The sequence below is a fragment of the Nostoc sp. ChiQUE02 genome, assembly GCF_034531305.2.
GTDB lineage: Bacteria > Cyanobacteriota > Cyanobacteriia > Cyanobacteriales > Nostocaceae > Nostoc.
In genome coordinates, this window is the sequence record NZ_JAVRBN020000074.1 from 1 (window position 1) to 20,141 (window position 20,141).

At 40.6% G+C, this 20,141-nt stretch carries 13 protein-coding genes; 3 read left to right on the forward strand and 10 right to left on the reverse strand.

Translation table 11 applies throughout. The features are described from left to right. The first annotated feature begins 381 nt into the window (after positions 1 to 381). Both RM347_RS33285 and RM347_RS33290 read left to right on the forward strand, forming a co-directional pair. On the forward strand, positions 382 to 684 hold the full coding sequence (locus RM347_RS33285) for a hypothetical protein (RefSeq protein WP_322715854.1): 303 nt from the start codon (positions 382 to 384) through the stop codon (positions 682 to 684). 103 nt (positions 685 to 787) lie between these two features. After that, a complete protein-coding gene (locus tag RM347_RS33290) occupies positions 788 to 1,261 on the forward strand; it encodes a hypothetical protein (protein ID WP_322715855.1) in 474 nt (157 codons plus the stop codon). Between the two features lie 57 nt (positions 1,262 to 1,318). Here RM347_RS33290 and RM347_RS33295 read toward each other — a convergent pair whose 3' ends face one another. From RM347_RS33295 to RM347_RS33330, 8 genes are all read right to left on the reverse strand, one after another. Then, positions 1,319 to 1,501, reverse strand: coding sequence for a hypothetical protein (locus tag RM347_RS33295; RefSeq protein ID WP_322715856.1), 183 nt, complete (start codon positions 1,499 to 1,501; stop codon positions 1,319 to 1,321). A 118-nt stretch (positions 1,502 to 1,619) separates the two neighbouring features. Continuing rightward, positions 1,620 to 4,661 (reverse strand): UPF0182 family protein, encoded by a 3,042-nt coding sequence (locus tag RM347_RS33300; RefSeq protein WP_322715857.1) that lies wholly within the window; start codon positions 4,659 to 4,661, stop codon positions 1,620 to 1,622. 273 nt (positions 4,662 to 4,934) lie between these two features. Further along, positions 4,935 to 5,114: a hypothetical protein gene (locus tag RM347_RS33305; protein ID WP_322715858.1), complete on the reverse strand. Its 180-nt coding sequence runs from the start codon at positions 5,112 to 5,114 to the stop codon at positions 4,935 to 4,937. A 510-nt stretch (positions 5,115 to 5,624) separates the two neighbouring features. Beyond that, positions 5,625 to 5,918 carry a hypothetical protein gene (locus tag RM347_RS33310; RefSeq protein WP_322715859.1) on the reverse strand — a complete coding sequence of 98 codons (294 nt, stop codon included), beginning with the start codon at positions 5,916 to 5,918 and terminating at the stop codon, positions 5,625 to 5,627. Between the two features lie 459 nt (positions 5,919 to 6,377). After that, positions 6,378 to 7,997 (reverse strand): sensor histidine kinase, encoded by a 1,620-nt coding sequence (locus RM347_RS33315; protein WP_322715860.1) that lies wholly within the window; start codon positions 7,995 to 7,997, stop codon positions 6,378 to 6,380. 25 nt (positions 7,998 to 8,022) lie between these two features. Then, positions 8,023 to 13,464, reverse strand: a complete 5,442-nt coding sequence (locus RM347_RS33320) for a trifunctional serine/threonine-protein kinase/ATP-binding protein/sensor histidine kinase (RefSeq protein WP_322715861.1) — start codon at positions 13,462 to 13,464, stop codon at positions 8,023 to 8,025. A gap of 276 nt (positions 13,465 to 13,740) precedes the next feature. After that, positions 13,741 to 14,955, reverse strand: a complete 1,215-nt coding sequence (locus RM347_RS33325; protein WP_322715862.1) for an FAD-dependent oxidoreductase — start codon at positions 14,953 to 14,955, stop codon at positions 13,741 to 13,743. Between the two features lie 55 nt (positions 14,956 to 15,010). Further along, a complete protein-coding gene (locus tag RM347_RS33330) occupies positions 15,011 to 16,546 on the reverse strand; it encodes a phytoene desaturase family protein (RefSeq protein WP_322715863.1) in 1,536 nt (511 codons plus the stop codon). Positions 16,547 to 16,847: 301 nt separating this feature from the next. Between RM347_RS33330 and RM347_RS33335 the strand changes: the two genes are divergently transcribed. After that, on the forward strand, positions 16,848 to 16,982 hold the full coding sequence (locus tag RM347_RS33335) for a hypothetical protein (protein ID WP_322715864.1): 135 nt from the start codon (positions 16,848 to 16,850) through the stop codon (positions 16,980 to 16,982). A gap of 111 nt (positions 16,983 to 17,093) precedes the next feature. Here the strand turns inward: RM347_RS33335 and lodB are convergent, their stop codons facing one another. Further along, positions 17,094 to 18,215 (reverse strand): lysine-epsilon-oxidase maturase LodB, encoded by a 1,122-nt coding sequence (gene lodB / locus RM347_RS33340; protein WP_322715865.1) that lies wholly within the window; start codon positions 18,213 to 18,215, stop codon positions 17,094 to 17,096. A gap of 348 nt (positions 18,216 to 18,563) precedes the next feature. Then, the gene (locus tag RM347_RS33345; RefSeq protein WP_322715866.1) at positions 18,564 to 19,682 is read right to left on the reverse strand and encodes a LodA/GoxA family CTQ-dependent oxidase; all 1,119 of its coding nucleotides are present in this window, start codon (positions 19,680 to 19,682) and stop codon (positions 18,564 to 18,566) included. Between the last annotated feature and the right edge of the window lie 459 nt (positions 19,683 to 20,141).

The following is a 20,141-nucleotide window of genomic DNA, read 5'->3' on the forward strand; positions in this document are numbered from 1 at the left end:
GTTTACTAAGGACAAAGGACAATTGACAAAGGACAACCTCACCAGTTGATGTGCAACTTAAATGCGTAACAGCTTACTATTTGCCCAGTCCCCAGCGATGCACTGAGTTTCGACTGCGCTCAACTACCGCTTGTCGTACCACTTGCCTACGGCACGCTACGCGAACGTGGAAGCAAGCTACTCGGTGCCTCTCCAAGAGTTGTATCCCCACTTGAGCAAGAATTAGCCCTCTTTTTTGATCGGGAGAAGGGAAAAGTAACCTCAAATTCTCAAATACTCGATAACTGATACACTATATTGTAAGAGGTATCTGAAGTGTCATACTTAGTAATATCATCAGATAGTCTTTGCATCCTTAACACGTTTTAACGTGTATAACACATGAAAACTACTTCAGATTTAATTCCAGAATTTGAAAAACTATTCAGACAAAAATTACAACTAAATAATTGTAAACTCAGAAAGAAAAGACAAGAGAATAATTATGAAATTATTACTCCAGCTAAAGATATTTTCTTGATGTATTGGTCTGAATTCCCAGAAATTAACTTAATATATCAGGCTGTAGGGGTACGCACTCAGCAAACTAGTGTTTATGAGCGAGCTATCCGCTTGCACATTAGTTCTTGTTTGAGTAGTATCCAGGAAAATCCTACCTCTGAAACACCATTATTGGTGAAATAACTAATACTTAGATAACCCACATAATATTTACTAAACTCTCGCCAGTTTTGTCATATAACTGACGAGAGTTTCTCACCAAAAATCTGTTGATCGAGAGATAAAAATGCAATCCGAAAAAAATCAAGATCAAGATCAGCTAGATTATAAAAGTTTGTTAGCCAATGCAAAACAAGCTTTAAAAGTTGAATATCATAAATCAGCCGCTTTAGCGTCCCAACTGCAAGCTATAAAAACTCAGTTAGAGCAGGTTCAGGCTGAAAACAAAACTCTGAGGGAGAGTGCTTATGAAGATGTAGTTAAGCACTTTGAGGCGCGGACTCAAGCAGCAGAAGCATTAGCACTAAAAACAGAAGTGCGCCAAAGATTCCTTGAAGCCAATGGTTGCAAAGATGATGAGAGCTTCGAGACTCTATGGGATAGCATTAAAAATAAGATTCAGATCAAAGACGGTGAAGTGAGAATCGTTGCTCAAAATGGTACTCCTAAGTTCACCTTAACGGGCAGCATGATGACTTTGAGGGATTTTATTCAATCCCTCAAACAAGACCAAATCTCTGGAAAATTTTTCTTGAACTAGAAATCCAAATTAATGAAAGCCTCTCGCTAGAAGCGGACTAAGGGTTGTAGTAAAAAGCTATTCATCTTCGTCTCCTGGCGGTCGTTCGCTCTCGCTTTGTTGGGCGTTCCACTCCAAAACAATACGCTCCAACATTTCCGATTGCGTACAGTTATTAACATTGGCGTACATTTTAATCAACTGCCTCACTTTAGGACTAATGTGGCGAATCTCTAGTTGGTTACTTTGTACCATGTCCATTAACTTTTAGTGTCTATTACATAATGTTGAACTATTAAACTATGTCTGTTGCAATAAATTTTGTTGATAGTAATCGTTTACTGTCGCCTGCTATGTAATTATTTAGTCTTAAAATCGCTTAACCTGGCGGTGCTGCTTCTTCAAAGGGACGGATAATCGCAGGGGCTGGTGTAACTTCTGGTTTAAAAATTCCCTGTAATGCTTGTTCTAATGTTTGTGCCATGACAATCCGGTTTTCGTAAGCCACAACTACCCGCACCAAAGTTGGCAAACTATTCTGTGTGGCTTCTAGATAGATTGGCTCGACATACAGCAGCGATTGCTCAATGGGAATGACTAGTAAATTGCCTTGAATGGCTCTCGAACCCTGGCGATTCCACAGAGAAATTTGTTGAGAAATTACTGGGTCTTGGTTAATCCGCGCCTCGATTTGCTCTGGCCCATAGACCAAGCGTTCCTTAGGAAAGACGTATAGCACTAGTTTACCGTAGTTCTTGCCATCCGATCGCGCCGCTAACCAAGCGATTAAATTAGTCCGTTGTTTGGGAGTATAAGGTAGAAGCAGAATAAATTCTTCTCTACGAGACGCTACGCGTAGCTTGCTTCCCCCTAGGGGTACGCCAACAAAAGGTACGGTGGGTAGACTAGTAATCAAATAATACGGCTCTACCGGACGGGGTTCACTGCCATAGATTTCGTTGGGGATTTGCCACTGGTCTTCTCGATTGTAAAATACATGGGGATCGGTCATGTGGTAGGTCATCAACCGCTCAGATTGAATTTTGAAAAAGTCCACCGGATACCGAGTATGACTGCGGAGATTGACTGGCATTGTACTGAGCGGTTTGAACATGTTGGGAAATATCGCTGACCAAGTGGCAATGATCGGATCGCTTGGATCGGCAATGTAAAAGTTAACAGTACCGTGATAGGCATCAATCACTACTTTGATAGAATTGCGAATGTAATTGATACCATCCCCACCAGTGTCTGAGTAAGGATAGCGATCGCTCGTTGTGTAAGCATCAACAATCCAGTAAAGATAACTGGGATTACTGGGGAAATCTTGATTAGCAGCAGCAGCTACTAAATAGGGATCGCTGTCAAATTTGAGGAAAGGTGCGATCGCTTGAATTCTTTGCTTGACATTTCGCCGCAGTAGCACTTTTGTATCTGGCAAAAAGTCCCGCGTCAGTACCATCTGCCAATCTTTCAAATACATGGCAAATAGCCAGCGTCGCCATGCTGAACCGATTTCAACGCCACCCAGACCATTGTAAGAGTTATAAACATTGTCACTACCACTGGGGTAGTCTAGCTCTCGAACTCTTGTGCCAGTCATCACATAAGAGTTAGTAATCTCACCGTAATAAATCCGGGGCTGGCCAATGGGAATACTGTCACGAATGGCTTCATTGGAAGTTGTGAGGGCGCTACTATTACCACTAATATCTTTAACAAAATATTCTGGTAGCCCACCCGGTCCAACTGTATTAACTGGGCTAACAGTAAACCCGAAACCGTGAGTATAAATTAAATGGCGGTTAACCCATGTTTGAGCTTCCTGTGGTACAGCATTGTAGTCTAATTCTCGTGCGGCAATCAGTACCTGCTGCCGTTCTGTTGACTCAAGTGGTTCCTGCTTAGTTTCTGGTGGCTTTTGTGGGGCAGATGGTCGGCGTGAAGTTACATCTGTTACTAGAGTATATCGATCAATATCGGCATCGGGGAACCGATAGTAAGGCCGAATTTGTTGCAGTTGACGGTTAGTTTCTAACAGTGGTCGCTCATCCCACAGGCGAATATTGCGAATTGTTAAGGCATTCTTTTGAATGTCAGCTTCAGTCAATGTACCTTGCGGGTTGAAAGTTATAGCATCGATCGCCTCTAAATCAAATGCTTGGCGAGTCAAGGCGATAGTCCGCTGAATGTAGGATTGCTCTCGTTGCAACTCATTAGGTTGGACTATTAAATATTGCACCACGGTAGGTAGAACAACGTCAGCGGCTACAACCATTACTAGATAAAGCCCCAACCCGTAAAATACTAAACGACGGTACTGAGATTTGGGTTTCCAGAAAAACGTTCGCCAAAGTAGGTAAAAGGCGATCGCTACTGCCAGAACGCACAAGACGGTGTAAGCTGGCAACTGGGTTGTCACATCCGTATAGCTGGCACCATAACTGACTCCACGAGTAGAATACGCAAGTTCATAGCGACTTTGCCAGTAACTCAGAGCCACTACCAGCATCAACAAGCCACCCATACCGGATAAATGACGCTGCTGCTGGGGCGAAAAACCAGGGAAAATTCCCTGACTCAAACTGTCCCCCGACAGGAGATAAGTGAGAGTAACGGCGACAAAACCATACAAACATAATCCCATCAGCCAGAGTTCTAGCAGTTCCCAAAAGGGTAAGGAAAATACGTAAAAGCTGATATCTCGATCAAATAAAGGCTCAGTGCTATTGAAAAGGGTGGGGTGGAAATATTGCAGCACCTTTGGCCAGTGTTGGAATAGGATGAATGCAAAAATAGGACTGAACAAAACTGCGATCGCAGTTAGTAAAAATTGGGGATAAATTAAGATTGCGATCGCTACTCCCCCAATTAAACCGAGATACCAGACATGAGAGACAATCTGCCTCAAGAGTTGCCAGATTGTCTCTGGTCGAAATAGGGCGGGAATGGGTAGAATACCCTGATTAACTGGAGAATGCCAGTAAAAAAGAGCAATTTGACCATAGTGAGCCACCATTAACCCGATCAACAAGCTCAGTACCAGAGTTAGAGGTAATAACCAGCGCAATTTTAATGGTTGAAAGCGTTGCGGCGTCAGTATCCAGGTTTCGTTACGTCTTCGATAATCAGGACTGAGAAAATTTGTTAATTCACGGCTTTGTTGTGTTTCCTCAATCTTCAAAGACTGGGGATATTTCAGTCGTTGTGCTAAAGCAAGGTTTAGCAGTAGATAGGTAGCAGTTATCCCAGCCACCACTAGCCACAAAATACCACGAGTCACCAGCCTCAACAGAAATACTTGGAGGTAGCCGACTTCCTGAAACCAAAAAATATCTGCTCCCAGGCGGCAACCCAGATCCAACAGTAGCCACAGCCCCAAGAATCCGATTAAAAGTCTAAAGCCCCATTTCCAATACATTCCGTGGCAGCCAATTTATCTGCAAAGCCAACTTTACTGCATTAAGGAAAGTATTTGATACTTTTCCAAAAATTATTGGAAAAGAATTCAGGAGTCAGGAGTAAGAATTCTCCAATTGTATTGGAGTCCCACTCACGGATGTCGCTTGCTTCTCTGTAGGAGTATAAATGCAGTTTTTTGTTCTGACCGGAGGCAAAGCCTCTCCGACTTTGCTCCTGAATTCTTTTTCAACACTACTTTCCACAATAGCTGAATTTAGCAAAGCCTTAAAGTCTATATTTTAGACTCATCGGGAACAGGTTCAGAGTTGATGGTGGCATCAAAGCTACCAAGACCCAAACTAAATAGCGATCGCATTACCCATGCACCTTTGATATTGCATCGCACATAATCTTGACTAAACTTAATTACACAGGTGTGACTGTTACCTTCTGTGTCGGGCCCAAAGCCCAAGTGGGGGTCTGCGTCTGACCATTCTGGAAAGTAAAGCCTAAGGGACTTCCAACTAAAAAATATCCCATCGCTTTGGCAAGCATGGGAAGCACGGGGCGCAGGGGAAGCAGGGGAGGAAGAATCTAACGATCATCTTTGCTCCAAAATTGAATAATTTAATTTCTGGAAGTCCCTAATGATAAAGCGAATTCTTCACAGGGCGATCGCAATACCAACTGCTTTCACCCACCGGGAAGCCCTTTCATCAGGCCATTTCTTCAAGTAGCGATAACTTCTCTACGAGACCCTACGCGATGAAACACACCGAACACTGCATCAAAATGATTGGTGGAAAGGTCAACCATTGTAAATCCAAGTACTTCTATCAATAGCTAATTTTTTTGGGAAAAGCTTGTAAAATTTATCTTCCCCATACCTTGTTCTCCTAACTCTCAACCTCTTGTCAATTCTTAAATTTAGAATTGCTGAGTTAAGGTAGGAGAACAGTTTATATTTTTACTATTGAGCTAATTAATGTTGATTATCTTGATGATGATCGCTTGTACCTTGCTCAGTTTCTAGTAGCCGTGAAATAAGGATGTCTGGTTTTCTACTAATAACAGACCTAACTTTATCAATAGCAATTACTTCACTGATTTTTACAACCATTTCCCATAAAGTATCCTCCTCTGTATCCTTGTTGTAAGTTCTATGTTTAAACCACAACAAATCATCCCAAACTCCAATAATTGTGGCAAAATACCACTTATCTCGTACTAGTATCCAGATTTCTTGTTCTAAGTAAGTCTGTAGAAGAGGTTTCACAATGAGTAAGATAATAAAAAATCTTGTGCAACATATTAATTAAGTATTAACGGATAATACAACAGTTAAAATACTGAAAGTGTATCAAAGAAATCAAAAGCTGGTTATCAGAGAAAGTTTTTGAAGAAGAATACATCCTTACCTCCCAAGGGGAAAAGGGTCAGGTGGGGCCCACTTTGAGGATAAGGGTCAGGGGTAAAGGAAGATGAAATATCTCACCAACCGTTTGGAGGGAGTGATTTGTGATAGTTATCTATTAGGAGCCTAATGGCAGGTAGGGTAATGGAAATCCATTATTTATAAGACTTGCTAATACAGAAGATGCGATCGCATCCTTGATTGCCTTGGGAGCATATTTAGTTCAAAAGTACTATAAATTGACTGCTGAAGTTTTGGGTGGGTGCGCTTATATTTGATGTATAGCAATCACCGTAAAGGTTTGGAGTTTCGCACTGGGAACTAGTCTAAACTCAAAATGAAAATCTCGATGACAAACTCTGTACCTTTCCCTGGTGCAGAAGAACAGGTTAAATGACCTCCATGCTGTTCTACTACAATCGAGTAGCTAATCCATAATCCCAAACCTATGCCACTACCCACAGGCTTAGTGGTAAAAAAAGGATTAAATATTCTCTCAAGTATCGATTCACTCATGCCTGGACCATTGTCAGCGATGCGAATCAGCACTCTATTAGCATCCTGAATTTCAGTGCGAATGCGAATTGTCGGGAGCGAAAATTGGGAAAATGTCTCACTTGTCATTTCCCAGTTGCCAGCGATGCATTGACTTGTACTGAGCGACTTGCCTTGACTTGTGCCGAGCATCTCGACTTCGGTTCCATCGAGCGGAGTCGAGATGCTCGATGGAACCGGAGGCGAGGTAGCTTGTCGTTCGCGGAGCGTCTCACTGAGAAGTGTCCCCATTTCCAAAGCATCAATTGCATTACTTAAAATATTCATAAATACCTGATTGAGAGCACCGACATAGCAGTTAACCAAAGGCAGTTGACCATATTCCTTAATCACCACGATCTCCGGATGGTTACCATTAGCTTGAAGTCGGTGCTGTAAAATTAACAGAGTGCTATCAATGCCGGAGTGAATGTCTACTGGTTTAATTTCCGCTTCATCTAAGCGGGAAAAGTTACGCAGTGAGTCCACAATATGTTTAATACGTTCAGCTCCCGCTTCCATTGAGTTGAATAGTTTAGGTAAATCCTCCATCAAAAACGGTAAATCAATAGACTCTGCTGTAGTTTGGATCGCCTGTACTGGAGTGGGATAATGTTCTTGATAGGTTTTGATGAGTTTTAACAGAGCCTGCACATAAGTTTCTGTATGAAACAGGTTGCCATAAATAAAGTTTGCAGGATTGTTAATTTCGTGAGCAACTCCTGCAACCATTTGTCCCAAAGATGACATTTTTTCTGCTTGAATCAGTCGAGCTTGAGTTTGTTTAAGATTGTCTAAGGCATGGGTTAGTTCAGAATTTTGCTTTTCTATTGTGAGGATATTACCGTAGGAACGAAGAGAAGAAATCACCACTGTAATCAGCTTTTGCCGTGTCAGTTCTGTCTTCAGCCGATAGTCGTTAATATCGTAATCCAGAATAACCGAGGCTTCGGGTGCTTCTCCAGGCTGACCTGTACGTAAAATAATTCGTACTTGGTGATTGTGCAATTCTGCTCGAATATACTGAACCACCTGCAATCCAGCATCATTTGTTTCCATAACGACATCCAGCAAAATTAACGCCGTATCTGGATGTGTCTGGATTAAGTACTTTGCTTCTGCACCAGAGTAGGCATGGAGAAACATCAGTGGTTTATTCTCAAAGGTGCAATCTTCGAGTGCCAGGATTGTGGCTCGATGAACTAATACATCGTCATCCACGATCAAGACTTTCCAAACTGCTACAGGCGCTGGTGGAGAGTTTGGAACTGCTTGGGAACCAGTATCATCTTTATTGGTTGGTTGTTTGCCATCGTCATCTGCAAAGATAAACGTATCATCGTTGTCCGCAAAGACGAAAAGAGCGTCAGTTGCTGGGTTGGAAACCCTTTGATTTTCGCTAGGCATACTCGATCATCCCTAATTCTGGCGTTCATGGAGTAACCTGTGGCTCAAGTGGAAGGGTTACTATAAATAGAGTTCCCTTCCCCACTTCGCTTTGCACATCGATTCTTCCCCGCAGTTTTTGGGTGACTAGATTGTAGACAATATGCAGTCCTAGTCCTGTTCCACCGCGATGCCTTGCTGTGGTGAAGAAGGGTTCAAAAATGCGGCTCAGATGCTCTTCAGGAACACCACAGCCATCATCACGGTACTGAATAATGACCCGATTAGCTTGCTGCAACACCTGAAAGTGCATCTGCCCAGCTTCTTCGGGCTGATATGCGTGCATGAGGGAGTTCATCACCAAATTGGTGACAACTTGTGCCAATGCTCCTGGATAACTGCTGATGGTTACAGCATCATCGCCAGTTATAGTTACCGTATGTAGTGTTTTTCTTAAATTTGGTGCCAAACTAAAGAGCGTTTCTTCCAGATAAAGTTTAACCTTAATAGTGCGTTGCTCCAGGTTGGTTTGATCGACAGCAACCTGTTTGAAACTTTGCACCAACTCTGCGGCACTATTAAGGTTTGTCAAAATAATGTCTCCACATTCTTTAGCAATGTTCAAATAGTTGGTTAAATCAGCCCGTTTAAGCTGTCCCTGCTCAACCGTTGCGATGAGAGTGGTAGTTTTATCAATCAGGGTTGATACCAGTGTGATGCTAGTACCAACAGGAGTGTTGACTTCATGAGCAACCCCTGCAACAAGGCTACCTAAAGCAGCCATCTTCTTGGATTCTACGAGTTGGTCTTGAGTCGTTTTGAGTTCTTCCAAAGCTCGGGAAAGTTCTTGAGTGCGATCGCTAACTTTCTGTTCGAGAGTGTTGTAGAGATTAGCGTTTTCGATCGAAATGGCAGCTTGGGATGATAGAAGTTTGACAATTTCTAAACGGTCTGGCGTAAATGCTTCCGTAGCCAGATTATTTTCCAGATACAAAATTCCCAGCAGTTTACCCTGATGCACGATGGGATTACACAGTAGGCTCTTGGGCTGGTGCTTTCTGATGTAGAAATCAGTCACTAGAGCCACCTCTGTTCTGGCATCAGCGATCACAAGGGATTGTAGACTGCGTTTGACAGTGTAAATTAGACTGACAGGAATATCAAAACTCCGATCAATTGGCAGTGCTGGCCCAATGCTGGGTTCTTGTCCTAATTGGGCGATCGCTTCTACTCGCAAGTCATTATCCTGCATTAACATCAGCACACATTTGCTGGCTCCAGCATTAGTCACGATCGCATTCAGCAAGCTAATGAGCAATTTGTCTAACTGAATCTCGCTAGAAAGGCTCTGGGAGGCTTTGAGGATGGTGGCAAAATCCAAGGCTTCAGAGATAGAAGTGCTGCTGGAGCTAGATGTTTGCATCGGTTGATGAATCGTGCGGGCAGGTATAGCGAGGGTTTCTAAAGGCTGGAGAGTGAATTGCTTTTGTTGCAGAATAGGTTGGAGTAATTGCGGATAACGTGTTTCCAAGTCATCGATTTTAGCTTTGGCATCCCAACGAGCGTAGCAGTAATAAGCTTCTTGGATGTAGGCTTGAGCCACCTTTTCTTTGCCCCACTTGAGGTAGAATTTGGCTGCCAGCTCATTACTAAGTGCTTCTTCGTTGAGGTAGCCGTTTTCTTTGGCACCTGCAATGGCGCGATCGTAATACTCCATTGCTTTGACTGTATTTCCCATCACCCGCGCTGTTTCTGCTTCAACTAAATCATACTTATGCTGGAAATTGGCAGGAGCACGATCAGCCCAGTAGCGCATGAGTTTTTGGTTGGTAGCTACTTGATTTAAGCAACGTTCCTGTTGATTGCGATCTGCCTCCTCTGGACAGGCTTGGCTCGAGCAGATCGAATACCGTGCAAGTAAAGACAAAGAGTAGTAAAAGTTATGTGCAGCAACAAGTAGTAGACCAAAGGCTCCATCTACAAACTCAGTGGCTTGCTCTGCATTGATTACAGCCTGTTCATACTTTTCAAAGCTATAAAGGATAACTGTTTTAGCTACATAGATTGCAAATAGTGATTGATGATTATGGGTGTTATGAAAATGCAGTAGCATTTCTGTCTCATCAAAATCAATACCAGTTAGGTAAAACTGATCAGAAGTTTGTCCGAGTAAGTTTAAAGTGAGTTGCCTCCAAATCTTGGCATAATCAACACAATGCTTTTGTTTGAAGTTTAAAAGTAAATCAATATTTTGTGTTTGCCTTTTCTCGACAGAATTTAGAGGTTCTCCAATCAGGACTAAATGTGCAGACTCAGCCATCATTGCATAGCTAGTGTATTCGATGTCTCCGACCTCTAGTCCACACTGCATACCTTCTCGTAAAAATTTGAGTGTATTTCGACCATGCTCTTTACAAGCACAGATAAAAACACCAAAGAGCATATAAATTTTGGAGCTAAGTTCTTTAGCATGGTATTGCTCTAGTAGCTCTAGAGATATCTGACCTGAGTGATAAGCAGTGTCTACATCTTTGATGACAGCACACAGAAATAAGCCATAAATTCCATAGACATAAGCAGCTAAGGATGAATGTCCCTGCTCAAGACAAAGATGGAGCATTGTCAGCGCCACAGACGGAAACATATCTGGTTTGACATGATGAACAGCAGGAGTAATACTAATCAGCAACCGGAGTGCAGCCAGAGATTCAGGATTAATCATCTCTGGAATATTTGCTAAACTTTTCAACTCTGGTAGTTGCTCTAAATGATTCTCCTGCTCTACATCAGGTAATATCAACGAAATTTTTAACTGCTCTAGTGCTTTTAACCCTGTTTCAATGGCTTGAACTTGCTGATCTTGGGCAATATAAATTTGAACTTTTAGCTCATAGGTCTTAATTCTGTCCAATAGATGCGTGGTTTGCTGCAAGATCAGGTCTGCGAGACTGATAGCTTGTTCAAAGTGGGTGTTTAAGTATTCGGCTTCTGCGGCTTCTTCATACAGTGCCAGCGTCAGAGGATACTGATTTTGCCAGCTATCTGCTGCTAGCAGTTTTATTCCTAGCATTACATACTGAACCGCAGCAGTGTAAGCAGTGGAAGCCTTAGCTTTCCGTCCAGCTACTAGATTTAACTGAGCTAGTTGATTGCGTTCGTTCTGTTGAGTAATTAACCCCAAACCCATGTTTAATTGACTAACAATTTGAAAAATCTTCTCTTGTTGATCGTCCGCAGAAATATTATTTAACAGTAACTGTCCTAGTTTTAAGTGAGTAGTCTGTTTCTCATCTTCAGGAATCAGAAAATAAGCAGCTTGTTGGACGCGATCATGCAAAAATTTATAAGTAACTGCTTGTGAGCTTTGTTGAGCAATTGTTTGACTTTCCTCACCCACATAGAACTTATAAACTTCAGTTTGAGGTAGGATTAACCCTTCTTGTAAAGCTTTCCATAAGGCTGTTGCGGTTTCGGCTTCTGACGTTTCAGATACATTCTTAGAGCTTGCACCTCGCGCGATGCCTTCTCTGCGTTCGCGCAGCGTGTCGCAGACAGACGCTACGCGAACGGCGGGCGTAGCCATCGCTAACGTTGCCAAGTCAAATTCGTTACCAATACACGCTGCCAATTTCAACACTTCTTGCGTCGCTGTTGGCAACTTCTGCAACTGCAATGCCATGAATTCAACAACATCATCTGTGAGAGCTAACGCTTTGACTTGCGGAATGTCACACTGCCAATTTCCCCCATTAAAATCAAACTGGATCAGCCCATCTTCATGCAATGCTTTGAGAAATTGCGTGCTAAAAAATGGATTTCCCTTGGTTTTTTGATATATGAGTTGAGCTAATGGTTGTGATATTTCTGATGAACAATTGAGGGTATCGGCAACTAGTTGATTTAAATTTGCTGCACTCAACGGTGCTAGTGTAATATTGTTAATGGTGACTTTTGCTTTAGCAATTTCTTGTAATGTCAACATCAAAGGATGAGTAGCAGAAACCTCATGATCGCGGTAAGCTCCAATTAATAATAGATATCCGCCCTCTGAATCATGCATCAGCAACTGCATTAACTTCAAAGATGCTGAATCTGCCCACTGCAAATCATCTAAGAAAATCACCAGAGGATGTTCTTTGGTCGTGAATACTTGGATAAATTTTTGGAAGAGTAAATTAAACCGATTTTGTGCCGCAGTTCCAGATAAATTGGGCGCAGGTATTTGTTGACCGATAATTTGTTCTAGTTCTGGAATTACTTCAATAATGACTTGCCCATTATCACCCAGCGCCGCTAATATTTTGGTTTTCCAAGCTGATAATTGAGTATCATTTTCACTCAGCAATTGCCCCATTAAATCTCGAAACGTCTGTACAAAGGCAGAAAAAGGAATATTACGATTAAATTGGTCAAACTTGCCTTTGATGAAGTAGCCCCGCTGTTCGACAATCGGCTTATGGACTTCGTTAATAATCGCCGTTTTACCAATACCAGAAAACCCCGCAACTAACATGAGTTCCGTCTGTTGATTAGTAACGCGGTCAAATGCTTCTAGCAAAGTTTTGACCTCCTCTTCCCGACCATAGAGTTTTTCGGGGATAATGAAGCGATCGCTAACATCCCGTTGTCCAATCGGGAAACTGTCAACTTTGCCCATTTGTTGGAGTTGATGCAAACAAGTTTCTAAATCATATTTCAACCCGAATGCGCTCTGATAGCGGTCTTCGGCATTTTTCGCCATCAATTTGCCCACAATTTCTGAGAATATAGGCGCAATTTGTGGATTAATCTCATGCACCAAAGGTGGAAGTTTGGCAATATGGCAATGTACTAACTCCATCGGCTCGTTTGATTGAAACGGTAATTGTCCCGTCAGTAACTCGTAAAAAGTTACGCCTAGAGAATAGAAATCAGTGCGGTAATCTATGCCACGATTCATGCGTCCGGTCTGTTCCGGCGACAAATAACCGAGTGTCCCTTCCAACACATTAGGACTCTTTAGGGTTTGGGTTTCCCGTGGCAGTACAGATGCAATACTAAAGTCAATGAGTTTTACATCGCGAGTTTCTGGATTAATCAGAATATTGGCAGGTTTAATATCCTTGTGAATAATGCGATGACGAATGAGAATATCTAATATATTGCACAGGGCGATCGCTAAGTGCAAAAATTCCATGAGGGTTGGCACAGTTCCCCATTGCTTCAGGGAAATTCCCCCAAAGTCTTCCATCACCAACGCATAGCCATTCTGGTAAGTTTCCAAGCTGTAGGTTTGAATGATTCCAGGTAAGTTGAGATTTCTGGCAATGGTGTACTGATGGCAAAACGACAAGAGTTCAGTGAAGCTGGGATAAGGATTTTTCAGCAGCTTGATGACTACAGGCTGTTGGTCAGTCTCTTTATATCCGCGATAAACCAGAGTTCTGGAACCGTTGTAGAGTTGTTCGCTAACATGATATCCGCTGATGCTGACTTGGGTACTAGCCATACTGCTGAATCCTTGAGGTATCAGCTTTTAGTATTCCCACATGAACTCCGTAATTCAATCAGCAATGGTCGTGTGGAAGCCACATGGCGTAGCCAGCCGCAGACATCAGAATTTCGGAGGGTTCCCCCGTTCTCGGCGACGCCAGTTGCCGAGAACACCAAGAGTTTGTAGAGTATTTTTATAGCGATCGCTCTTTGGGAAAACCTTTTGGTTTACTGTGAGTATATGTATGAAAGCCTAAAGGGTATTTTGGTAGATACCATAATTTGAGAAAGGTTATTTGATTAATTCAGCAACCCTAATAGCAGAAGTGATCGCTCCTTCATGCAATCCATCTCCAAGGTAAGCCCCTGTATGGTAAGTATTGTTCTCACCATTGGTAATGATAATTTCGTTCCTATACATGAAGGATTCGACAGAATATAGGGGAGTGTGATGTTCTTGAATGTGAAGGATTTTGTCTTGAGCAATCAAACCATCCAGGTTAAATGCCAGACTGTATTGAAGAGACGATGAGACTCCACAAAGTTGGTTGAGATAAGCGTTATATCCCCATCCGTTATTTGTATGGAAGAAATCAAATTCCGAAGATTGTTTAATACCATGTTTTTCATACATGAAAACATCTGTATGGATCACAGTTTTGGCTTGGTTTTTCTGCCATTTTGAAAATCGTTTAAATTCTTCATCAGTCGGACTAGATAATAACTTTATTACTTGATCGGGTGGTGTTGCAAAAACCACTTTATCAAACAGATACTTTTCACCATCTGACAGTACGATTGTAACAGAATTAGGTTGTCTGAAAATTTCTGCAACCTCTACGTTCAGAAAAATTTCACCCCGAAAGCGTTCGAGAATTTTTTCAATATAAGAATACACCCCTCCTTTAATCCTGACCCAGTTAACAAAGATATAATCTCGGAGAATGGGAATGCCTATTTCTGCTGGAAAATTATTGATTAGCTCAAATGCCATTGAGTAACTATACATCGTCAATAATTTTAACCAGTAATTCTGGATACACTGGCTTTTCAAAAATTTAGACATTGGCTGATTATATAATTGGTGTAATTGAGTAATACGTGTTTTTAACAATAAGCCAATAGCATCAGTATAAAGAGTATTAAGCTTCAAATATTCAATTAAACGCTGAATTCCTGTAAAATTTTTTTGAATTGCCACAGATGAAAGATAATGAAGTCCATTTGGCAAAAACAATGATGAACCAATGTCAACAGGTTCTAATTCTACCCCTAAATCTTTCATTAATGTTAAAAAATTGTGAAACTTAAGAGGAAATTCAAGCACACCACTTTCTAAAATTTGGTCACAATCAGATTGATTAGGTTTAATATTTTTATTTAATGTCCGAATATGCCCACCTAAAATAGGTTGTTTTTCAAAAATTGTAACATTATGACCATTCTTATCAAGCAGGTATGCTGTTACCATACCGCTTGCTCCACCGCCAATAATTGCGATTTTCATATTCCACCACTGAAGGAATAGGATGCTTTGATAAAAAGTTTTTATCTAACTTTAATCATTTTGATAAAATCACATCTCCTGATAACTTTTGATAGAGGATAGCTCCAGTCCAAAAGGTAGCTGCAAAGCCTGGGTATCCAGATGAAGCATTACAAAAATAAAAATTTTTTAAAGATGTTTCGTGATTTAATCTACTAATTGTCATATTTTTAGGTGTCAGATTAGAACCATAAGAATTTCCTTTTGGACACAGACAAAAACGCTCATTGGTTGTTGGACTACCAGTAATTTTAAAAACGAGATATTTTCTCAAATCAGGAATATAGTTTTTCTCCACTACATCCAGAATCGAATTTAGAATTTCTTCTTTTTTCTGCCTGTAAGCCTTCTTATTAATTTGTTTTAATTGGTTAAAATAATCATAATTAGCGACTGTCAAAAACTCGATAATTTGACATCCTTCAGGACAGTCACGTTGATTATTGGTCATTAAAGTAGGTGTAGTAATAGCAAAACTAGGATTGGAAAAGTCATGTTTTTCATACATTTGGTAAAATGCTTCATTTAAATCTCGATGGCAAGTATGGAAGGTATTCCATTTTCCAAATCCGTAATCTCGCAGATCAATATCTTTAACAACACAATAAGCCATATAGTTTGAAGGGGAATATTCATAGTTAAGCTTCTTACGTATCTTGTTTGAAAATTTTTCTATTCCGATCATTTGGGCAGCTTTTTGAGGATCTATATTGCAGATAATAGTTTCAGCACTAAATTCATAGTTTTGACGATTGATTTTATTAATTGCTCTGACTCCAGTTACCATCTGATTACTGAGTATAAAATTAGTAACCTCGAAATTTAGGAGAACCTCACCTCCATTTTCTTCAATGACTTTGACTAAAGAATTGATTACATATTCAAAATGCTGTGTAGGATAAAAAGCACCTTTTTGATAGCTAGTGAATAAAATTACCCAGGCATAAAAAGAAAGTTGGTCGGGAGGCAATAAAAAGTCAGGCCATTGCAATGCTAAAAGTGTTTGTGCTTCTTGAGGTAATTTGAATTTATTAAAAACATCCTGGAGCGTACTATTCAAATAGGTTATGGCACATGAAACTTGAGTAATATGTTTTAATAATTCAGAAGGAATTATTGGGGGAGTTAATATTTTTAGTCCCTCACTAGTCTTGTCAACTTCGAGGATAAATTTACGAATCTGCTTGGCATCTTGTGGAAAAAGATCAGATAGCCGCCAGATTAACTCTTGTGATTCTGAGGGAATATTCAGTGAGTAGCCAGGCATTCTCATGCGATCAAAACCATCAGGTTCATACCGCTCGAAGGTTACTTCTTTATCCAAGTTCAGCTTTTTAAGAACTCGATTTACAGTCTGTCCTTCACCACAATCCCAAACGTAATGTAGTTGAGCATTAAACTTGTATTTTTTGGCCATTGTAAAAGTATGACCAAAACCTCCTGGATGCTCATGAGACTCCAAGACTTGAACTTTTTTACCAGTATTTGCCATCAAAGATCCAAAGACTAATGCTGACAAGCCACTACCTACAATCAGGTAATCTGTTTTCATTGCTTATGCATTAAAAGTACATAAGTTAAATGTGCATTAGCTTAATATGGTTTTTCATGAATCCTTAGAGGGATTTATAAGTTTAATTTAATGGGAATTTTTGGAAATCATAACTATTACTTCAAGACAGTTTTATTAACAAATATGGCGAAATGTCTATTTAAGTTAAAGCCTGATGTTCTGAGTTATACATTTATTTTTAACACAGCTAAAAATATGGCAATTATAAAAAATTTACTAACTTGATACTCTCTAACCCAATACTGTTCGGTTAGGAATATTCGTAGGTTGGGTTGAGGCAATGCGTTACCCAACAAACCCCGCTAAATGTTGGGTTTCACTCCGTTCAACCCAACCTACACATTTTTATTTTTTAGGCAAAACCTACGCAGTATTGCTCTCTAACCCAGATTCAGCAGGTGCGATCGCAAATTAGAGCGAAGATTAGGCATCAAATGCCCAATCCTTCTGTTTGCTTTTCCGAAAGCAAATACTCAAATTATTGCAGCCCTGAAGCAGAGTAAAGAATTAAAAATGAAGAAACGCCTTAAACAGAACAGGGAATCAAGGTAGCGCGACGTTGCCAAAAGGGTGCTTGTGTCCAGCGGGTTTCTATTTCGTAATAGCTACGCCGCATTTTGAGATATGTCTCAAAATTAGCTTCCAATCTACTTTGATACTCTACTAACAATCTGCCTTGGTGATTAAAATGCTCAATTAAAGCGACACCGACGTTGCATCCAGAAGCGATCGCGTGTCCTATACCCATAGATGAAAGCGGATCGAAAGCTGTGGCTGCATCACCCACGGCCAGCCAGTCGTCACCTACTGCACAATCGAGAATGTGGGAATAGGCAGTTTTGACAGTCAGAGGATAAACTAGACTACCACCCGCAGCACGCTGACGAGTATAGTTAGTTTTTGCTAACATCCGGCTCCAGGCTTGCTCTTTGTGAAGTCGCTGTTGTTGCATAATATCTACATCTGTCATCAACGTTGCGATTAAGTAACCATCTGGTAACCAAGCAGAATACCACCATCCTTCTGAAACGGACTCAACTATAATCTCTTCAGCTTTTGATTTATTGTCTTGGAAATCAATTAAACCGCAAATTCCTACTAAGCGATCGTAGGTAACAGAATTGGCTCCTAAACGTTTAGCAATTTTAGCTTGTCTACCTGTTGCGTCAACTAAATAACGTGCCTCCAATCGGTGACGTTGCCCAGAATTGTCACACAAGGAAAGTTGCCAGCCTCCCCCTGCTAATTGCTCTCCTTCCTCACATTTAGTTTGCAAATAAAGTTGTCCGCCATGATGAAAAACTTGTTCAGCCAACATGGCATCAAATTCACCACGCTTGAGGAGGTAACCTTCACCCATTTGATTAAAAATGGAATTTCTAGTATGTATAAAAGAAGTTCCCCAGACAGCAGCAACGTTATAAACAGGTAGATGATTGTCTGCCAAAAAAAGGTCTTTTACATGTAGATAATCTAGTAAAGGTAGGAGACTAGCAGATACATGTTCTCCAATCCGAATATCATTGTAGGCAGTGCGTTCAATCACTGCTACTGTTAATTTTGAATACAGACAAAGTGTTAAGGCTAAGGCAGTTCCTGCTGGGCCACCACCAATAATGGCAATATCAACACTTTCAGTTAATTGCATTTTATTCTACTTAAATATTGTTTAAATATCATTACTTAAAAAACAATTAATATTTTCCTGTTATCTGAGCAGGATAACAGGAAAATATTGATACTAATTAGAACCGGATTCTCCTGCCAGATCGAGGAACTCTTAATTCTTCTTTAGCCACTTTGATTTCATGGAAACTACTCACAGCTTGTTGAGCTTTTTCTAGAGAGTGCTCCAAATGTTCAACTGATACTTCTTCAACAGCTAACGGTAACGTCTTTCTTCCCTGTTTTTTAGCTTCTGCAATCTTTTCTGATAGTTGCAGGATGTGAGATTTCTTAATTTCTTGGCGTTCTTCTAGTTTTCGTAAGGAAACAATTACAAATTGTCCATCTTGATCGTCTGGATTATGAGTTCAAAATATTTTTGGCGTTTAGTCAGATTCTCATCTGATGGGTCAGAAAAGCCGGAAATATCTGCCGAGAAAGCAATCATCGATTGAACATTTGCTACCCAATGATAACGAGAAATGCGCTCAAAAATTGGCAAAATGTCCCTTTGATAATTAGCTTTATAAGTGCGGTTCCAGCCTTGTGTGTTTGGATACTGATTAGAATCGTACATTTCTGGAACCAAGCCAAAGTGACGCACACTCACATCAAACAACGTGTCATCCCATGAGGAAATATTGGCGATTTCTGGTGCAAAATCAGGAGGACCAACAATCACCCAAGCCCGAAGTGTGATTAGTTCATCCTTATCCTTTAATTTGATTGTGCAAGTGACAGAACCATCTGAGGTGTCGTCATACCAATCATCGCCACCGCCATAACCACTTAACTCTGTTAGTCCCCAAGAATAGCCATGTCCTCCAATAACTATTAACCGGCCTTCAGCATCCGTTTTGAGATCGCCAAGTTTTTCAATAGGTGTACCATTAAAAGTCTTATCTGGATCTGGATAGGGGAAATAACCAGGATACCCAACAGGGATATTACGGTCGATTGCAATACTTTGGTCTATTCCAGATATACTTCTTGGCCCTGGATCAATAATTAATTGTTTTCTATTTGGAGCTTGTTTGTTACGGAAAGGTACATTTTGAGCTGTATAGCTGTTGTCTTCTCCTAATAAGAGGTTACCTTGCAGTTCTGAAAATTCATACCATGCCGCTTTTTTATTCGCTAAATGTACTGTCCAGGTGAATGATTCTACTAAACTTTGATCGTTTAAATTTAACTCTTGTGGTTGAGCGTTGGCATTGTCCGAATCGTAGCGGTAGATGCGAAACTTTTGCCCCTGCCGCCTTATTTGTCGTAAGTTATCCTTTTGCCGTCCAGATTTAAAGCTAGTAAAAGGTATATCTAATTCATTGCCATTAAGATCGGACTCAATAGGTAAACCACCTATACTATTTGGAGCTAAAAAGAATTCTGTAGGATCGTTACCAACTCTAGCAACTCCAATTGATGGATGAATTGAATAGCTATAAGGCATGTTGTACTTCCCTGATATTTTTACTTGTGTAAGGCAATAAGTAGTTCAACATAAAAAACATCAAACTTAGAGTGTGTTAAGCAAAACCGTAATGCCCCCAAATCCTCTAATAATTAGGTGCGTTACGTTGACACCAAGACCACACTAGGCAAATTTGATATTTCACTTGGTTGACTGACTTATCTAAAGCTCAATCAGAACTTTATTATGCTAGATAACAGCTAACAAGCTGTTAATATAAGCTTAGTGAATGTTTTACCATAGAAATAGAAAAGAATCAATCTGTTTTTGAATAGATGTTGATAGCAGTTAAATTTTATGAAGAAACGACGATATTTAATTAGTCACTGTACAACAAGGGTGCGTTAGCCCTTGGCTAACGCACCCTACTGGACTGGCACAGCTAAAATGATGCATTAGATGTAGGTTGGGTTGAGCAACGCGAAACCCAACATTAAT

Bases quoted from the DNA above. Each gene is read 5' to 3' on its own strand.
- RM347_RS33285 (WP_322715854.1), top strand. From the start codon at position 382: ATGAAAACTACTTCAGATTTAATTCCAGAATTTGAAAAACTATTCAGA.
- RM347_RS33290 (WP_322715855.1), top strand. From the start codon at position 788: ATGCAATCCGAAAAAAATCAAGATCAAGATCAGCTAGATTATAAAAGT.
- RM347_RS33295 (WP_322715856.1), bottom strand. From the start codon at position 1,501: ATGGACATGGTACAAAGTAACCAACTAGAGATTCGCCACATTAGTCCT.
- RM347_RS33300 (WP_322715857.1), bottom strand. From the start codon at position 4,661: ATGTATTGGAAATGGGGCTTTAGACTTTTAATCGGATTCTTGGGGCTG.
- RM347_RS33315 (WP_322715860.1), bottom strand. From the start codon at position 7,997: ATGCCTAGCGAAAATCAAAGGGTTTCCAACCCAGCAACTGACGCTCTT.
- RM347_RS33320 (WP_322715861.1), bottom strand. From the start codon at position 13,464: ATGGCTAGTACCCAAGTCAGCATCAGCGGATATCATGTTAGCGAACAA.
- RM347_RS33325 (WP_322715862.1), bottom strand. From the start codon at position 14,955: ATGAAAATCGCAATTATTGGCGGTGGAGCAAGCGGTATGGTAACAGCA.
- RM347_RS33330 (WP_322715863.1), bottom strand. From the start codon at position 16,546: ATGAAAACAGATTACCTGATTGTAGGTAGTGGCTTGTCAGCATTAGTC.
- RM347_RS33335 (WP_322715864.1), top strand. From the start codon at position 16,848: ATGCGTTACCCAACAAACCCCGCTAAATGTTGGGTTTCACTCCGTTCA.
- lodB (WP_322715865.1), bottom strand. From the start codon at position 18,215: ATGCAATTAACTGAAAGTGTTGATATTGCCATTATTGGTGGTGGCCCA.
- RM347_RS33345 (WP_322715866.1), bottom strand. From the start codon at position 19,682: ATGCCTTATAGCTATTCAATTCATCCATCAATTGGAGTTGCTAGAGTT.